General features: G+C 52.2%; 14 protein-coding genes. 5 read left to right on the forward strand and 9 right to left on the reverse strand.

Going from position 1 to position 15857, the window contains the following annotated elements:
* Positions 1-44: 44 nt before the first annotated feature.
* The 3 genes from QP938_00535 to QP938_00545 all read right to left on the reverse strand — a co-directional run bounded on the left by QP938_00535 (position 45) and on the right by QP938_00545 (position 2496).
* Positions 45-1130, reverse strand: a complete 1086-nt coding sequence (locus tag QP938_00535; protein ID WIO74421.1) for a glycosyltransferase family protein — start codon at positions 1128-1130, stop codon at positions 45-47.
* Between the two features lie 39 nt (positions 1131-1169).
* The gene (locus QP938_00540; GenBank protein WIO74422.1) at positions 1170-1691 is read right to left on the reverse strand and encodes a phosphatase PAP2 family protein; all 522 of its coding nucleotides are present in this window, start codon (positions 1689-1691) and stop codon (positions 1170-1172) included.
* A gap of 136 nt (positions 1692-1827) precedes the next feature.
* On the reverse strand, positions 1828-2496 hold the full coding sequence (locus QP938_00545; protein WIO74423.1) for a glutathione S-transferase family protein: 669 nt from the start codon (positions 2494-2496) through the stop codon (positions 1828-1830).
* Positions 2497-2695: 199 nt separating this feature from the next.
* Between QP938_00545 and QP938_00550 the strand changes: the two genes are divergently transcribed.
* Positions 2696-3889, forward strand: a complete 1194-nt coding sequence (locus QP938_00550; GenBank protein ID WIO74424.1) for an efflux RND transporter periplasmic adaptor subunit — start codon at positions 2696-2698, stop codon at positions 3887-3889.
* Positions 3889-7029, forward strand: coding sequence for an efflux RND transporter permease subunit (locus QP938_00555; protein ID WIO74425.1), 3141 nt, complete (start codon positions 3889-3891; stop codon positions 7027-7029). Before QP938_00550 ends, QP938_00555 begins: the two co-directional genes overlap by 1 nt.
* 17 nt (positions 7030-7046) lie before the next feature.
* Here the strand turns inward: QP938_00555 and QP938_00560 are convergent, their stop codons facing one another.
* On the reverse strand, positions 7047-7409 hold the full coding sequence (locus tag QP938_00560; protein ID WIO74426.1) for an STAS/SEC14 domain-containing protein: 363 nt from the start codon (positions 7407-7409) through the stop codon (positions 7047-7049).
* Between the two features lie 42 nt (positions 7410-7451).
* On the reverse strand, positions 7452-8243 hold the full coding sequence (locus tag QP938_00565; GenBank protein ID WIO74427.1) for a ceramidase domain-containing protein: 792 nt from the start codon (positions 8241-8243) through the stop codon (positions 7452-7454).
* Positions 8244-8633: 390 nt separating this feature from the next.
* Between QP938_00565 and QP938_00570 the strand changes: the two genes are divergently transcribed.
* A complete protein-coding gene (locus tag QP938_00570) occupies positions 8634-10052 on the forward strand; it encodes an AlkA N-terminal domain-containing protein (GenBank protein ID WIO74428.1) in 1419 nt (472 codons plus the stop codon).
* Positions 10049-10516 (forward strand): methylated-DNA--[protein]-cysteine S-methyltransferase, encoded by a 468-nt coding sequence (locus QP938_00575; protein ID WIO74429.1) that lies wholly within the window; start codon positions 10049-10051, stop codon positions 10514-10516. Before QP938_00570 ends, QP938_00575 begins: the two co-directional genes overlap by 4 nt.
* 13 nt (positions 10517-10529) lie before the next feature.
* On the opposite strand, the gene QP938_00580 is transcribed toward QP938_00575, so the two are convergent.
* Both QP938_00580 and ubiD read right to left on the reverse strand, forming a co-directional pair.
* Entirely contained in the window at positions 10530-10847 is a 318-nt protein-coding gene (locus tag QP938_00580) for a cupin domain-containing protein (protein WIO74430.1), read from the reverse strand.
* 1175 nt (positions 10848-12022) lie between these two features.
* The gene (ubiD, locus tag QP938_00585; GenBank protein WIO74431.1) at positions 12023-13489 is read right to left on the reverse strand and encodes a 4-hydroxy-3-polyprenylbenzoate decarboxylase; all 1467 of its coding nucleotides are present in this window, start codon (positions 13487-13489) and stop codon (positions 12023-12025) included.
* A 230-nt stretch (positions 13490-13719) separates the two neighbouring features.
* Between ubiD and QP938_00590 the strand changes: the two genes are divergently transcribed.
* Positions 13720-13935: a cold shock domain-containing protein gene (locus QP938_00590; protein WIO74432.1), complete on the forward strand. Its 216-nt coding sequence runs from the start codon at positions 13720-13722 to the stop codon at positions 13933-13935.
* A 64-nt stretch (positions 13936-13999) separates the two neighbouring features.
* Here the strand turns inward: QP938_00590 and rho are convergent, their stop codons facing one another.
* Entirely contained in the window at positions 14000-15259 is a 1260-nt protein-coding gene (gene rho / locus QP938_00595) for a transcription termination factor Rho (GenBank protein ID WIO74433.1), read from the reverse strand.
* Positions 15260-15504: 245 nt separating this feature from the next.
* Positions 15505-15825 carry a thioredoxin gene (trxA, locus tag QP938_00600; protein ID WIO74434.1) on the reverse strand — a complete coding sequence of 107 codons (321 nt, stop codon included), beginning with the start codon at positions 15823-15825 and terminating at the stop codon, positions 15505-15507.
* Between the last annotated feature and the right edge of the window lie 32 nt (positions 15826-15857).

Raw genomic sequence — 15857 nt, forward strand, 5'->3', positions numbered from 1 at the left:
ATACAGCGGGGCTTTTTTTATCTGCATCAAAAAGAATAAAGAGCTTAAAAATCTGGCAAGTAGAGCCACTCACCCAACAGATTCTCAGCAAACTGGCCGGAGTCCGGGCAACTGGATTGCTGCCAAAGTTTTGTGGCCAGTTGCTGGGTGTCGGAAAAATCACCTTTGGCGATCCATTGAGCGACTGCGTTAGCAACATCGGGGTAGCGCACCTGACGGGCGCGCCAGTATTCCAACCAGTGGCGCAGGGCAATACGATCCAGATGCTCCATTGCCTGAGCCAGTTCCAGCAGCTCCAAGGCAAGTGCATTAGAATACTGCTCTGGTTGGCCGGCGAGCGGTTTAACCAGCAACTTTTTGCCCCACTGCAGCGCTTCACTGGCAAGGCCGAAACCGGCGTTTCCGATTACCCCGGCGGCTTTGGCCAGCACTTCCTGAAACCCATCCCGCGATGGCGCCCGGTACATCAGGTTATCGTCATCACGGTCGCTGGCTTCCGGGTGGAAGATGGCAAAGCGATATTGTGGGAAGTACTTCAGCATTTCTTCGATTGCCCTTAGGGATTCAAAAGGCAGATAGACCAGGTAGAGGTCTTCCTCGATTTTGGTCGGGATTATTTCAACCGGGGCAATGGGCGGCAAAATAGCGCGGTCAAAGTGGTGCCAGTGCAAGCCCAACCGCACATCTGCAGGCGCAAAAAAGCGTGTAACCAACCGGCCCAGGGGATTGCCGCGATGCTGGGGGATCGGGTGTAAAAAGGCGTACTGGTGACCGAGTCCGACAACCTGTTTGCCGGCAAGTTTTCCGGCCCATGCGGTGACTGGTTCAAAGTCGGTCAGTATTAAGTCATATTCGCTGACATCCAGCTCGCGCACCTCACGAATAAACCGCGCTGGTTTGATTTTGCGAATGGTCGGCAGCAGGGCAATCTTACCTTCGCGGGTACAAAAGGTCAGACCATCTCGGCTGCGGAAGTCGCCAAAGGGCTCCATATCAAAGAGCTTGTCACGGGAGCGTCCGGAGAACAGGAAATCAACTTCCAGGTCGGCTTCTTTCAAAGCGGGTGCCATTGCCCGTGCGCGGGTGATATGACCGTTACCGGTGGCCTGAACCCCGTAGAGAATTTTCATTGCAGTTACAGCTCCGTAGACGAGCTGACTGCTTTCCGGTTACACCCAGGAAAGAATCAGCAACGCAATACTGCTGCCCATCACTGCGCCTGCCAGAATATCGGTGGGGAAGTGAACGCCGAGAAATACCCGCGAAGCACCCACCAGACAGGCCCAGGGGTAGAGCAACCAAATTAACGGTGCGTAAAAGTGACAGAGCAGCCCGGCCATTAAAAAAGCCGCAGAGGTGTGCCCGGAGGGCAGGCTGAATTTGTCGGAAGGAATGATGTAACTTTCGAATTCGGGCAGTGCATCGGCTGGGCGATTGCGCTTAAGCAGGTTTTTCAGGGTGAAATACGCTGCACGCTCAATGGCAAAACCAATAATGATTGCCCAAAAGATTGTCTCCCCCCGCGCCTCATTCAGCCACAACATCGCCAGTGCAATTACCGGGTAGAAGTAGCCATCGGCAGTTCGGGAAATCGTTCGGCTCAGCCGCGACCATAGAGCTACGCGCTTGCGTCTCATACACCACATGAACGCTCGCACGTCGAACTGGTGAATCGCCTCAAAAACTTTCATGCTGCTCCGAATGCTGGGGGTGTAAACCTCCGATCCGTCAGCTCCACACTTTTCTCGCATCATTCGGCGAGAATAGAAAGGAGCTGTGACCGCAGGATAACGAAATTATGACAGATCTGTGTCGGCCCTGTTCTTGTTACAGGCCCGCCTTTGCTCGCATTTTTGCTACCAGGCCGAGTTCTTTGTCGAGGATTGCGGCAAAGACAGGGCTTTGGAAATGGTAGTCGAGGTAGCGGCTGAGGTTGGGCCAGCGATCCCGGTCAATTTGTTCTCCACTATAGTGATAGCAGATGAATTGGGAAACCACCGCCAGGTCGGCAAGGGTAAATTGGTTGCCGACCAGATAATCGTTATCGCCAATTTGTTCCTCAAGGTAGTTGAGCAGTGGCGGCAGTTCTTTATCGAGGCGTGCGTGTACCTGAGCAGTATCAACCTCACGCTGCATCACTGGGAAAAGCAGGAGCAGACGAAATGCCTGAAAAGTGAGCAGGGGTGCCAGCTCGTAATCGGCAAATTTTTCAAACCAGTCTACTTGCGATTGCAGGTAAGGGTCGTCGAGAGAGAGTTTGTGTTGTGGAAAAACACTGTCCAGATATCGGCAGATAACCCCGGAATCGGCGATGGCGCGATCTTCGTGCTTAAGCACCGGAATACGCTTGAGTGGATTGAGCTTCTCAAATCCATCCGGAATGCTGAACGGGCTCACCGTATGATCCAGCTGAAACTCGACCTCTTTGAGTCGCAGGCTGACGGTGACTTTTCGAACATAGGGGGAGAGCGGGGAGCCCAAAACGGTCAAACTCATGACACTTATCCATGTTATTGCAAGATAAAACGGAGCAAGATGTTAGCAGTGGCGATGCGTTGTCACAAATGAAAATACACGGGTTATTCATGCATGATGTATGTGTGGACTGTGTAAAGCTAAGTAAACAAGGTTTAAAAGTGGTGGGTTTATTGGGTAACCTCAGCCAATTTTCAGCCGTTTGTCTAATGAGAGTGCTATGAGTTCTGCTAAACAGCGAAAGTTGTTACCACTATTGATCCTGGTTGTAGTCGCGGCTGCAGCAATATTGTTGCTGACCATGAGGCCGGCACCAGAGGCGCGCCCTCAGCAAAAACCAAAGCCACCGGCACTGTCGGTAGTCTATGCAGAACCCACTCAATTACAGGCGGTGGTTCGCACTCAGGGGACTGTGCGCCCTAAATGGGAAATTGATCTGGTGGCAGAAGCTTCTGGTCGAGTAATTCGTGTGACGGATAATTTTGTCAATGGCGGTTTCTTCGAAAAAGGCGACGAGCTGATACAGATTGAGCCGGTGGAATATGAGGTCGCACTGGCCCGTGCCGAGGCTGCAGTTGCCCAGGCCGAGCGTAATCTGGCACAGGAGCGTGGTCAGGCCAGGCTGGCTCAGCGGGAGTGGCGTGAGCTGGGTAACAGCGAAGCCAATGAACTGTTCCTGCGCAAACCGCAAATTGCCGCCGCTGAAGCGGAGTTGAAAAAAAGTAAGGTAGAACTGGCTAAGGCCAAATTGGACCTGGAGCGCACTACGGTTCGCGCTCCGTTTTCCGGTCGCCTGTTGGAAGCCAATGTTCAGGTCGGCGACCAGGTGGGCAATGGTGCCAATCTCGGCAAGGCATTCTCAACGGATGTGATGGAAATCCCCCTGCCGCTCACCAGCGGCCAGATTGGTCTGGTGGACTTGCCGCTGCACGCCAAGGCAACAATTGATATTCCGGTTCGGTTTACCGTGGAGGTGGGTGGCCGCAGCCATCACTGGCAGGGCCACATAGTGCGCACCGAAGCGAGCTTTGATACCCAGAGCCGGGTGGTTTACGCCATTGCTGAAGTGGCAGGTGCTTACATGGCTCGCGAAGACGGTGCTCCACCGCTGGCGCCCGGCATGTTTGCCTACGCCGAAGTGGAAGGGAAACTGTTTCAAAATGCCATAGAGGTTCCTCGCAACGCCCTGTATGAGCGCAATAACCTGTTGACGCTGGACGAGCAAAACCGTCTGCAGGTCACGCCGGTTACCGTGGTGCAGTCCGAGGGTGAAAAAGCTTTGGTGGTCGGTATCAGCGCAGGAACGGCGGTGTTGCTCGAAAAGCCGACATTGCTGATTCACGGTATGGAAGTGCGTCCGGTGGGAAATGAACAGACCGCTCGTGAAGCTTCACTCGGTCTTCGGGGTGCCTGATGAGTAATTCTCACGCCAATGGCGTAATTTCCTGGTTTGTTCGCAACCCGATTGCGGCCAACTTGTTGATGCTTTTGTTGATTCTGGGCGGGATTTTCAGCTTGCCCAAGCTCAATATCGAAATGTTCCCGGCGAGCCCCGCAGACTCTATCTCGGTCAATATTTCCTATCCCGGTGCAGCACCAGGTGAAGTTGAAGAACAGATCAGCCTGCGCCTGGAGGAGTCGGTCAGTGACCTGGATGGCATTGAGGAGCTGATGACGCGCTCTTCTCGTGGCAGTGCCTACATGGAAATCACGGTGATCCCCGGTTACCCGGTGGAGGATATGCTTAATGAGGTTAAGGCACGTGTCGATGCCATTAATAGCCTGCCAGGAGATGCCGAGCGACCATTGGTTAAAGAGCGGATCTGGCGACGGGATATTATGGAGGTGGCAGTTGCCGCCGAAATGGATGAACGTTCCCTTAAGCAACTGGCCGAACAGGTACGCGATAGTCTTACGGTGATACCGGGTGTGGATTATGTGGAGATTGAGGGATCGCGCAGTGGAGAAATTTCCATTGAGGTCTCTGAGCAAGCTCTGCGACGTTACAACCTCACCTTTGAAAGGCTTTCCAGTGCCATTCGCCGCTCATCAGTAAATATGTCGGCGGGGCAGGTTCGCACTGAAGAAGGATCCATCCAGCTGCGAACTACTGGTCAGGCCTATACCGCAAAAGATTTTGAAGAAATTGTAGTGCTGCAAAATCCCGATGGTACAAGGGTGTTGTTGGGTGAGGTCGCAAAGGTCACTGACAGTTTCGAAGATGTGAAAACCCGCACCCGCTTCAATGGCAAACCGGCGATGTTTGTCGAGGTGTTCAATGTTCACGACCCGGATGTGATTGAAACATCCGACAGGGTTAACGAAAAAGTTGCCCAGCTGCAAAGCGAACTGCCGGCAGGCGTTGACCTGACAATCTGGCGCGATCGCTCGGTCTATCTGCAGGATCGTATCGAGCTTTTGGCCAAGAATGCGTTGGGAGGGCTATTGCTGGTATTTATCCTGCTGATGCTGTTCCTGAGGCCGATTCTGGCTTTCTGGGTAGCTGCTGGTATCGGTGTGGCATATCTGGGCACACTGGCGCTGATGCCAATATTGGGGATTAGCATCAACATTCTTACCCTGTTCGCCTTTCTGCTGGTGCTCGGTATTGTAGTGGACGATGCCATAGTCGTCGGCGAAAGCATTCATGCTCATTATGAGCGTGGCATGCGCGATGAAGACAGCGCCATTGTTGGTACCCGCAATGTTCTCAAACCGGTGGTCGTAGCGGTGGTTACCACGTTAATGGTGTTTGGTGCCATGCTGTTGCTGCCCGAGGCGAGTGGCATGCGTCTGTTCCAGGTAGTGCCGCTGATTGCTTTGCCGGCGCTAGCACTGTCGCTGTTGGAGTCGTTCTGGATATTGCCATCTCACCTGCGGCACATGAAACCGGAGCGGGTGCCGGTCAATCCGATGATGAAAGGGTTACATGACACCCGCATGAAGTTCTCCCACGGTATGAGCTGGTTTGCCAATAACCCCTTTGCCCGTTTTGTGACCATCGCGGTTAACCAACGCATTACCACCATCGTCAGTTTTGTCGGCGTACTGGTGTTGTTATTGGCGGTGGTCTCTGGAGGATGGGTGAAGACCAATTTCTGGCCACAAATCAGCGGTGAGACTGTCCGTGGGGATATTACCCTGCAGGATGGCCTGGCCTGGGATGATGTTCAGCAGACCGCTTTACAGATAGAAGCAGCTATAGCCACCTTGAAGGATGATCCCAAATTCTCAACCGAAGATGGCCAGTCTGTAGTCAAAAATGTTCGACTGCGTGTACGCGATAGCAGCATCGACTACCGTTTGGAGATGCTCAGTGCCGAGCTCCACAATATTTCTTCGCGCACTCTGGAACTGAGGCTGCGGGAGTTAATTGGCCCCATGCAGCACATTGAGAAGTTTGAATCCCGCTCCTCCATGGGACGCCGTCCCAGTAAGGATATGAGCTTTGAATTGTCTGGTCCGGAGAGCGCTACTCTCAAGCAGGCAACGGCGATGGTACGCGACTATTTGAGCCGTATGCCGGGTGTTGGCGGTATCGAGGACTCTATTCAGAAAGGGGTTCCCGAGCTGGAATTTGAGCTGAAAGACGGAGCTGAGACCCTGGATATCGGGCTTTCTGATATCGCTCGCCAGCTTCGCCAGGGGTTCTATGGTGAAGAGGTTCAACGCATTCCGCGCCTGCGCGAAGACGTGAAAGTGATGGTTCGCTATCCGGAGTCGGAGCGTCAGGATCTGGAAACCCTTAAGGAATTCAGGATTCGCACTGGCGATGGCCGCGAAGTGCCTCTGGAGGCCGTCGCTGAAGCGCGCTATACCACCGTGCCGCCTTCGATTATTCGCAATGACCGCAAACGCACGGTGACCATCAGCGCCGACCTGGTTGATGACACCCAGGTGGTTGGCGAGATTTCTGCTGAGATTATTGATTACTTTGAAAGTCAGGTGCGGCCGCTGTATCCCCGCGTTGATATCAAGCTCGATGGTGCTGAGGAAGACCGCAAGGAGTTTGAGGGGCAATTCGTGCTGATGAACGGCCTGGTGGTGTTGGGAATATTTGGCCTGATTGCGGTGCTGTTCCGTTCCTACTGGCAACCCATTCTGGTGATAACCGCGGTGCCGTTCGGTTTGGCTGGCGGTGTGTTTGGCCATCTGGTGCTGGACCTGCCGCTCAGCATGATGAGCTTGATGGGTATGTTGGCCGCAGTCGGGGTTGTGGTAAATGACAACCTGGTACTGATTGACCGTATTAACCAGCTGCGTGAGGAGGGTTGGGATGCCTACAAGGCAGTGATTCAAGCCAGCCGCGACCGTTTCCGTCCGATTGTGCTGACCTCGATCACCACATTCTGTGGCCTGATGCCAATCTTGCTTGAGAAAAGTACTCAGGCGCAGTGGCTTATTCCCACAGCAGTTTCACTGGCTTGGGGTGTAATGGCTGCCACGTTTGTCACACTGTTGTTGGTGCCTTGCCTCTACATGGTTGGTGAAGATGTAAAAGCCGCATTTCATCGCCAGTTTGGCCAGCGTGAGCCGCAGTCAGTTGAAGAGTAATTTAATTGTAGAGGGGGTCAGTCGCTGACCCATGCCACGGCATCGTGATAGTGGTCGGTGCTGAATAGTTTGACCTCGCCCTTGATCAGGAACGCGGCCACTTTCACGGCCCGTTCCATCCAGGGAACATCGCAGACCATAGCAACCTTGCCCCACTCTGAACGGTGAGTCAGCCCCACCTTGGCGTCGTCCCACAACGCCCCTGCTTCAAAGCCGCAAAACTCTTCCGGCAGGTGGTATAGAAAGTTGACCTTGTCGTGGCGTTCCAGCTTGTCCTCCACTGTGGGTATTAATACAGATTCATAATCCAGAGCGGTGATATAGCCGGTGCCCATAAAGCCTGCCACGTGATCGGGGAGTTTGGGAATTTCACTGATCATTTGATTCTCCAGCAACGGTCTTTTGATTTCTTTTCTCAGTCTTTAAGAGTGTAGACGCTCTGCAAATGAAGAGTGGTGTGGCTGCCTGGAGATAGGCTGGCGGTCCCGAAGGCCTCTGTAATAGAAGTACACACCGAGTGCGGCAAATAGATGTTTGATAGTGTGGCCGCTGATAAAACCCAGGGCTTCAAATATCTCGGGGTCAAAAAATTCGGTCAACTTGGCAGCCAGGTAGCAGGCCAGCAGTGCCAATAGAGACCGGGTATCGTTGTAGCTGGAGGGGTAAAACCAGAGTATTAGAGGGATGAGCAGAATCGGTAGAAACTGAACCAGTGCATAGAGACGTAAATCACCTTGTCCCTGCAGTTCAGTGACATGCCAGTAGAGCACGGAAAATAGTCCGGTCAGCATCAGGGGCCATAAAAGCCGGCGACCAATGTGCAGTGATATCCGCTCGGCAATCAGGATTGAAAACAGGCTCATAAAAGCCAGTGTCATCGGCAACCGGTCCCACAGCAGTGTTTCGTTTGTCGGATTGAGATGGTAATAACCGGAACCGAGGCTAACCAGTGCAACACCGGCAAAAAAGATCAGGTAGTGAATTTTCAGGGGGGCGTTGATAGTGGCCATACCCTTACGGTTAAGCCAAAGCAGCCCAGTCAAACCTACCCAGGCGAATGGCAGGTTGGACATCACATCGCCAAAGTTGGCTATACCCAGCCAGGGGCGAGAGTCGGCAAAGTGGTGGTAGGCAGGGTCCTGTGGAATGGCTGGCACAAACCAGATGCCGATACAGGCAATTGCTGCCACGGTGAACAGCAACCACCTACGCAAGTTTTTAGGGCCTGTCGACACTAATTGACTATTTGCTGCTGAAGGTCATTTTTTGGGCCAGCAAGGCAGAAGGAGTGCAGTGTAGTTATTCTACATAAGCGACTGATAACGCTGCTGGCCGAAAAAATGGCCACAGCCCTATGGGTTGAGGCTAAAAAAACGCCACTCTGCGTTATTCGTCGTTTATTTGGAATGACCAAACTGCTCTCCTCATGCCTTGATTGGCGCTTTTTTAGCCTCAACAGCAAGTAATCAATTAGTGTCGACAGGCCCAATACCATTGAGTGACCTCCTTGTTTTGGGCCAGTCTACATCAGGCCGGGCCTGTAGCGAATTCATTTAGTTCCGAAAACGACCAAAACTGTTCTTCGGTTGGCGTACACTGATGCTATGAAAACAGACGCCCCTCCACTCAGTACTGACCGCTGTAGCCGAGCCCGCTTATCGCGAGACGTGCGATTTGATGGCCTGTTTTTCGTTGCGGTGAAAACTACCGGTATATTTTGCCGGCCCATCTGTCCTGCCCCGGCTCCGAAGGAGAGCAATGTGCAGTACTTCAGTTCGGCACTGGAGGCCAGTCAGGCGGGGTTCAGGCCCTGTTTGCGCTGCCGGCCTGAAGCAGCGCCGGGTTCACCAGCATGGCGTGGGACCGGAACCACTCTGGCGCGTGCGGTGCGCCTGATTGATGAGGGGGCATGGTGCGAACAATCCCTGTCGGAGTTTTCTGAACGACTGGGGGTGTCTGATCGCTACCTGCGCAAACTGTTTCAGGATGAGTTGGGCTTGTCACCGCTGCGTTACCTCAATTTTCGACGAGTATTACTCGCCAAGCAGTTGCTACAACAATCGTCCTTGGCGATCGGTGACATAGCGATCGCGTCCGGTTTTGGCAGCGTGCGACGATTCAATGCCGCTTTCAATCAATTGATGGGTATGGCTCCTCGAGAGGTGCGTCGCAGTGGTGGCAGCGACGAAATGAAAATGGGCGGCGAAGGTGCATTACTGTTTTTGTGCTACCGCCCGCCGTACGATTGGTCGTGGCTGCAACGATTTTTGGCGCAACGTGCCATTGAGGGGCTGGAACAGGTGACTGATGACAGTTACCGCCGCACGATCCAGATAGGCAATGCGCGCGGAGCATTTGTGGTAACGCACTGTGCGGAGCGTCATGGTTTCAGGGTTCAATTGTGGTTGGATCGACCAGAGCTTACCGCCGCTGCGATTGCCCAAGTGCGCAGGATACTGGACCTGGATGCAGATCGAGACACAATTGCCAACCACTTGGGAAACTGCCCGGCCTTGGCGCCAAGGGTTTCGAAAGGGCTACCATTGCCGGGAATCTGGTCTCCATTTGAGGCTGGTGTGCGTGCGATATTGGGTCAGCAAGTGTCGGTGTTGGCGGCGCGGCAACTGGTGGAAAAACTGGTGTCAGAACTGGGTGAGCCATTGAATGACAGTGAGCGTTTATTCCCTGCGCCTGGGAAAGTGGCCTCCTCGTCATTGTCATTTCTGCGTATGCCCAATTCGCGAAGGGAAACCCTGCGAGACTTCGCCGCCTATCTGGCGAATGGTGGCGAAGAAGACCCGAATAAGTGGTTGGCTCTGAAAGGAATTGGACCCTGGACTGTTGATTATGTGCGGATGCGAATGGGCGACCCGGATATCTGGCTGGCAAGCGACTTGGGGGTACGCAAAGGATTGGAACTTTTGGCTGGTGAGCCAGATCCGGAACAGTGGCGGCCTTGGAGCAGTTATGCCAGCCTGCAGATGTGGCGTTTGTTAGAGCAAGATTGTGGAGAAAAGTCGTGACTGATTATCGAGTTATTTCAACGCCTCTGGGTGAATTATTGGTGCGTGGTGATCATGGCGGATTAACCGAGGTCCGCTTTTGTGACGAAGAATCGGTACCGGTCAATGGTGTGAAGAGCAATCCAATTGTCGAGCGAGCTGTGGAACAGCTGGAAGATTACTTTGCCGGCCGCAGAAGCAATTTTGATCTGCCTTTAAACCCATCAGGTACTGAGTTTCAAAAACAGGTGTGGCAACAATTGTTGAGCGTTCGATACGGTGACACGGCAAGTTATGGAAAAATCGCTCAAGCTATTGGTAAACCCACCGCTTCGCGAGCAGTGGGAGCGGCAAATGGCCGTAACCCAATCGCTATTATTGTTCCCTGTCACCGTGTTATTGGAGCCAACGGAACTCTGACTGGTTATGCTGGTGGTCTAAAGCGCAAGCAATGGCTGCTGGAGCATGAGCAGAACATGATTTGATAGTCGGTGATATTTATTGGTAAAAAATGGCCAGCCAGATAGTTTTTGGTGAGCTGCTGGTGGAAATGACACGGTGCTTGCAGTGGGCGGGAATGTTCAGGTGGTCGCCAACGTTTAGTTTTCTGGGTTTGTTTTCCCCTTCCAATAATAACTCGGCATCTCCTTGCAAAATTAGAACCCACTCATGTTCTTCCTGGTCATACCAGAAGTTCTCTGGGGAGCTATGTCCTTGGGACACAATGCGCTCGACTCGAAAGTTTTTTCCATTAATTAAATCGGTATAGAGTTCATTCGGTAATTGTGCGGGGATATCATTTAGCATGTTTTTCATGATCTTCTCCGAAAATATCTTTCGCTATTCTAATGAAGTTTTCTGATTGCAGGTAAACAGGTATTCACTCAATCCTGGAAAGTTGCGACGATTTGTGGGTTATATGAGGAGTGGCTTTTCAGGGTTGAGTGAATGCCGGGCTACGGAGTACTAAACCCGCCCCATTACAGCGGAAAGGCCTCACCCTCATATGACTGACAAATCGGGTGAAACCTTTCCGCTGAACTGGGGCTCACACTGTGAGTACTGAAAGTGGTGGGTTAACTTTTTTGGTTGTTTTTTTGGTTATGCCTTAGCAGGCATTTGCTCAATCCTGGAAAGTCGCGACGATTTGTGGGTTATATGAGGAGTGGCTTTTCAGGGTTGAGTGAATGCCGGGCTACGGAGTACTAAACCCGCCCCATTACAGCGGAAAGGCCTCACCCTCATATGACTGACAAATCGGGTGAAACCTTTCCGCTGCACTGGGGCTCACACTGTGAGTACTGAAAGTGGTGGGTTAACTTTTTTGGTTGTTTTTTTGGTTATGCCTTAGCAGGCATTTGCTCAATCCTGGAAAGTCGCGACGATTTGTGGGTTATATGAGGAATGGCTTTTCAGGGTTGAGTGAATGCCGGGCTACGGAGTACTAAACCCGCCCCATTACAGCGGAAAGGCCTCACCCTCATATGACTGACAAATCGGGTGAAACCTTTCCGCTGCACTGGGGCTCACACTGTGAGCGCTGAAAGTGGTGGGTTAACTTTTTTGGTTGTTTTTTTGGTTATGCCTTAGCAGGCATTTGCTCAATCCTGGAGAGTCGCGACGATTTGTGGGTTATATGAGGAGTGGCTTTTCAGGGTTGAGTGAATGCCGGGCTACGGAGTACTAAACCCGCCCCATTACAGCGGAAAGGCCTCACCCTCATATGACTGACAAATCGGGTGAAACCTTTCCGCTGCACTGGGGCTCACACTGTGAGTGCTGAAAGTGGTGGGTTAAATTTTTTGGTTGTTTTTTTGGTTATGTCTTAGCAGGCATTTGCTCAATCCTGGAAAGTCGCGACGATTTGTGGGTTATATGAGGAATGGCTTTTCAGGATTGAGTGAATGCCGGATCTACGGAGCACTGACCAGCCCTAATAAAAAGCCGGGAATTATCCCGGCTTTTACATATCGATTAAAAATTAATGGTGGTCAATCAATCCCTAAGCTGTCCCAGATCTCATCGACGCGATTTTTAATGTCGTCGCTCATGGTAATTGGCTCGCCCCACTCGCGATTCGTTTCACCGGGCCATTTATTGGTTGCATCAAAACCGATTTTTGAACCGAGCCCGGAAACCGGTGATGCAAAGTCCAGATAATCAATCGGAGTGTTGTCGACGATCACAGTATCGCGGCCCGGATCCATACGAGTGGTCATCGCCCAGATTACATCGTTCCAGTCGCGAGCATTTACATCGTCATCGGTAACGACCACAAATTTGGTGTACATAAACTGTCGCAGAAATGACCACACACCCATCATTACACGTTTGGCGTGACCGGCGTACTGCTTCTTGATTGTGACAACAGCAAAGCGGTACGAGCAGCCTTCTGGCGGCAGATAAAAATCTGTGATCTCCGGAAATTGCTTTTGCAAAATCGGCACAAAAACTTCGTTCAGTGCCACGCCCAGTATGGCGGGCTCATCTGGTGGCCGGCCGGTGTAGGTGCTGTGGTAGATCGGGTTTTCACGATGGGTAATTCGCTCAACGGTAAATACCGGGAACTGCTCAACCTCATTGTAATAACCGGTATGGTCACCAAACGGGCCTTCATCGGCCATCTCGCCAGGATAGAGGTAACCTTCGAGAATAAATTCTGCACTTGCCGGCACCTGTAAATCGTTACCAATACTTTTCACTACTTCGGTTTTGTCGCCGCGCAGCAACCCGGCAAAAGCGTATTCCGACAGTGTATCCGGTACTGGTGTAACAGCTCCGAGAATGGTGGCTGGGTCTGCCCCTAATGCGACGGAAACTGGAAATGGCTCGCCGGGGTGCTTGAGTTGCCAATCGCGAAAATCGAGTGCGCCGCCGCGATGCGCCAGCCAGCGCATGATCAGTTTGTTTTTGCCGATCTTCTGCATTCGGTAAATGCCGAGGTTCTGGCGTTCTTTCTCTGGACCACGGGTAATAACCAATGGCCAGGTTACAAGAGGGGCTGCATCACCTGGCCAGCACGTTTGAATGGGGATCCGGTCCAGGTCTACCTCATCGCCTTCCAGCACGACTTTTTGGCAGGGGGCTTTCTTCACCTCTTTTGCAGGCATATTCAGCACCTGTTTAAAGGTGCCCCGCTTTTCCCAGAGTTCTTTAAATCCTTTCGGCGGCTCAGGTTCTTTCAGGAAAGCCAGCAATTTGCCGACATCGCGCAGTGCAGTGACATTTTCCTGACCCATGCCCAGTGCGACCCGGTCCGGCGTGCCAAACAGGTTGGCCAGTACAGGAATGTCATAACCCACCGGGTTTTCAAACAGTAAGGCTGGGCCACCAGCACGCAACGTGCGGTCGGCTATTTCGGTCATTTCCAGGTTGGGGTCAACAGGCGCGGTAATGCGCTTTAATTCACCGCGTTTCTCCAGGGCGGTAATAAAATCGCGCAGATCTCGGTATTGCATGCACAAATCCAGCTAAATATTCGATAAGCGCCGACTTTACCATACTCGGATTCGGCATTTGGGCCCTTTTCAATACCGATCAGGGTTGAAAACTTGTAAATCGAATAATTCAACCCTAAAGTAAGCCGGTGTCCATGGTAGTAGGGCGCTGTTCCGTGTCTTCATATTCGAGTGTGGCGGCATGAAACAAAGGTTCCAAGACTAAATGATAATAAAACATGAGGTTTTCTATGTCTGAGTTGGTAACAGGCATCGTCAAGTGGTTTAACGATGCGAAAGGGTACGGGTTTATAGAACGAGAAGGCAGCGCTGATGTGTTTGTGCATTACCGCGCAATCAATGGCACTGGTCGCCGCACTCTGTACGAAGGTCAACAAGTGAGCTTTGAAGTGAGCGATGGTCAGAAAGGCCCGCAAGCTTCCAACGTTACAGTTGTTGGCGCCTGATAATATCGGGCAATAAAAAACCGGCTTAGGCCGGTTTTTTTATTGCTGGTGAAAACGCAGGTGGTTATTTGCGTTTCATTGCCAGGAAGAATTCGTCGTTGGTTTTGAAGCCTTTCAGGCGATCCACCAGGAATTCGGTAGCGGAGATGTCTTCCATGTCGTGCAGCAGTTTACGCAGAATCCATACCCGCTGCAGCTCGTCTTCTTTCATCAACAGGTCTTCGCGGCGAGTGCCGGAGCGGCGCACGTTGATGGCAGGGAAAACACGCTTCTCTGCGATCTTGCGATCCAGGTGAAGTTCCTGGTTACCGGTGCCTTTAAATTCTTCGTAAATTACTTCGTCCATTTTTGAGCCAGTGTCTACCAGTGCGGTGGCGATAATGGTCAGTGAGCCACCCTGTTCGATATTGCGCGCGGCACCGAAGAAACGCTTGGGCTTTTCCAGAGCGTGGGCGTCAACACCACCGGTCAGTACCTTGCCAGAGGACGGCTGTACGGTGTTGTAGGCTCGTGCCAGACGGGTGATGGAGTCGAGCAGGATTACCACGTCTTTTTTGTGCTCTACCAGGCGCTTGGCCTTTTCGATCACCATTTCGGCAACCTGTACGTGGCGCGAGGGCGGCTCGTCAAAGGTGGAGGCAACCACTTCGCCGCGCACGGTGCGCTCCATTTCGGTAACTTCTTCCGGACGCTCGTCGATCAGCAGCACCATAATGTGCGCTTCCGGGTTGTTGCGGATAATCGACTGGGCGATGTTCTGCATCATGATAGTTTTACCGGCCTTGGGTGGAGCCACGATCAGGCCGCGCTGGCCTTTGCCGATAGGGGAGATAAGGTCAATGATGCGACCGGTCAGGTCTTCGGTACTGCCATTGCCGGCTTCAAGTTTGAGGCGTTCATCCGGGAACAGCGGGGTAAGGTTTTCAAACAGGATTTTGTTGCGGGCGTTTTCAGGCTTGTCGAAGTTAATGGTGTCCAGCTTGAGCATGGCGAAGTAACGCTCGCCATCCTTGGGTGGCCGGATTTTGCCCGCCAGGGAGTCACCAGTGCGCAGGTTAAAGCGACGAATCTGGCTGGGAGAGACGTAAATGTCATCCGGACCTGCCAGGTAAGAACCGTCGGCGGAACGAAGGAAACCAAAACCATCCGGAAGAATTTCCAATACCCCTTCGCCAAAAATGTCTTCGCCGGATTTGGCGTGGCGTTTGAGGATATTGAAGATGATGTCTTGTTTGCGGGAGCGGGCCAGATTGTCGAGGCCAATGCTTTCGGCGATTTGAAGGAGTTCGCCAATGGGTTTGGTTTTCAGATCGGTCAGGTTCATAGAGGCGTGACTTTGTTGGAATTAGGAATTAACTATTTGCGCAGATTTGGCAATAGAGTCGTACAGAATTAGTTAGTTAAAAGAGCCGCAAAGATTGGCTGAACGGAGCGATTGGAAGCAAATCTTGGATTAAGGGCGGCAGGTTGATTCGTTTTATTGGGCTAAGTATACAGGCTATCAGGGATTGTGCAAACTCTGAGCATGTTGAAGCGAGACTTTATACCAGTCTCGCTTCAACTGGCTACTTAGCAGTTCTCTTCAACAAACTGGGTCAGTTGCGGCTTGGACAGTGCGCCCACTTTGCTCGCTTCCAGATTGCCGTCTTTGAACATCATCAGAGTTGGTACACCGCGCACATTGTACTTGGCTGCCATCTCTTTGTTGGTGTCTACGTCGATTTTGCAGATTTTAACTTTGCCTTCCAGTTCGCCAGCCAGTTGATCCAGGATCGGGGCGATCATTTTGCAAGGGCCGCACCAGGTTGCCCAGAAGTCTACCAGTACAGGAATGTCTGAATTCAGTACTTCTGCTTCAAAAGAGGCGTCGGTGATTTGCGCGATGCTCATAAACTATTCTCCAAATTTGAGGGGTACTGCGC

This window comes from Porticoccaceae bacterium LTM1 (assembly GCA_030252795.1).
Classification (GTDB): Bacteria; Pseudomonadota; Gammaproteobacteria; order Pseudomonadales; family Porticoccaceae; genus SCSIO-12696.

What these genes read in the sequence shown, in the direction of transcription:
- QP938_00535 (WIO74421.1), bottom strand. Translation starts at nt 1,130, where the DNA reads ATGAAAATTCTCTACGGGGTTCAGGCCACCGGTAACGGTCATATCACC.
- QP938_00540 (WIO74422.1), bottom strand. Translation starts at nt 1,691, where the DNA reads ATGAAAGTTTTTGAGGCGATTCACCAGTTCGACGTGCGAGCGTTCATG.
- QP938_00545 (WIO74423.1), bottom strand. Translation starts at nt 2,496, where the DNA reads ATGAGTTTGACCGTTTTGGGCTCCCCGCTCTCCCCCTATGTTCGAAAA.
- QP938_00550 (WIO74424.1), top strand. Translation starts at nt 2,696, where the DNA reads ATGAGTTCTGCTAAACAGCGAAAGTTGTTACCACTATTGATCCTGGTT.
- QP938_00555 (WIO74425.1), top strand. Translation starts at nt 3,889, where the DNA reads ATGAGTAATTCTCACGCCAATGGCGTAATTTCCTGGTTTGTTCGCAAC.
- QP938_00560 (WIO74426.1), bottom strand. Translation starts at nt 7,409, where the DNA reads ATGATCAGTGAAATTCCCAAACTCCCCGATCACGTGGCAGGCTTTATG.
- QP938_00570 (WIO74428.1), top strand. Translation starts at nt 8,634, where the DNA reads ATGAAAACAGACGCCCCTCCACTCAGTACTGACCGCTGTAGCCGAGCC.
- QP938_00580 (WIO74430.1), bottom strand. Translation starts at nt 10,847, where the DNA reads ATGAAAAACATGCTAAATGATATCCCCGCACAATTACCGAATGAACTC.
- ubiD (WIO74431.1), bottom strand. Translation starts at nt 13,489, where the DNA reads ATGCAATACCGAGATCTGCGCGATTTTATTACCGCCCTGGAGAAACGC.
- QP938_00590 (WIO74432.1), top strand. Translation starts at nt 13,720, where the DNA reads ATGTCTGAGTTGGTAACAGGCATCGTCAAGTGGTTTAACGATGCGAAA.
- rho (WIO74433.1), bottom strand. Translation starts at nt 15,259, where the DNA reads ATGAACCTGACCGATCTGAAAACCAAACCCATTGGCGAACTCCTTCAA.
- trxA (WIO74434.1), bottom strand. Translation starts at nt 15,825, where the DNA reads ATGAGCATCGCGCAAATCACCGACGCCTCTTTTGAAGCAGAAGTACTG.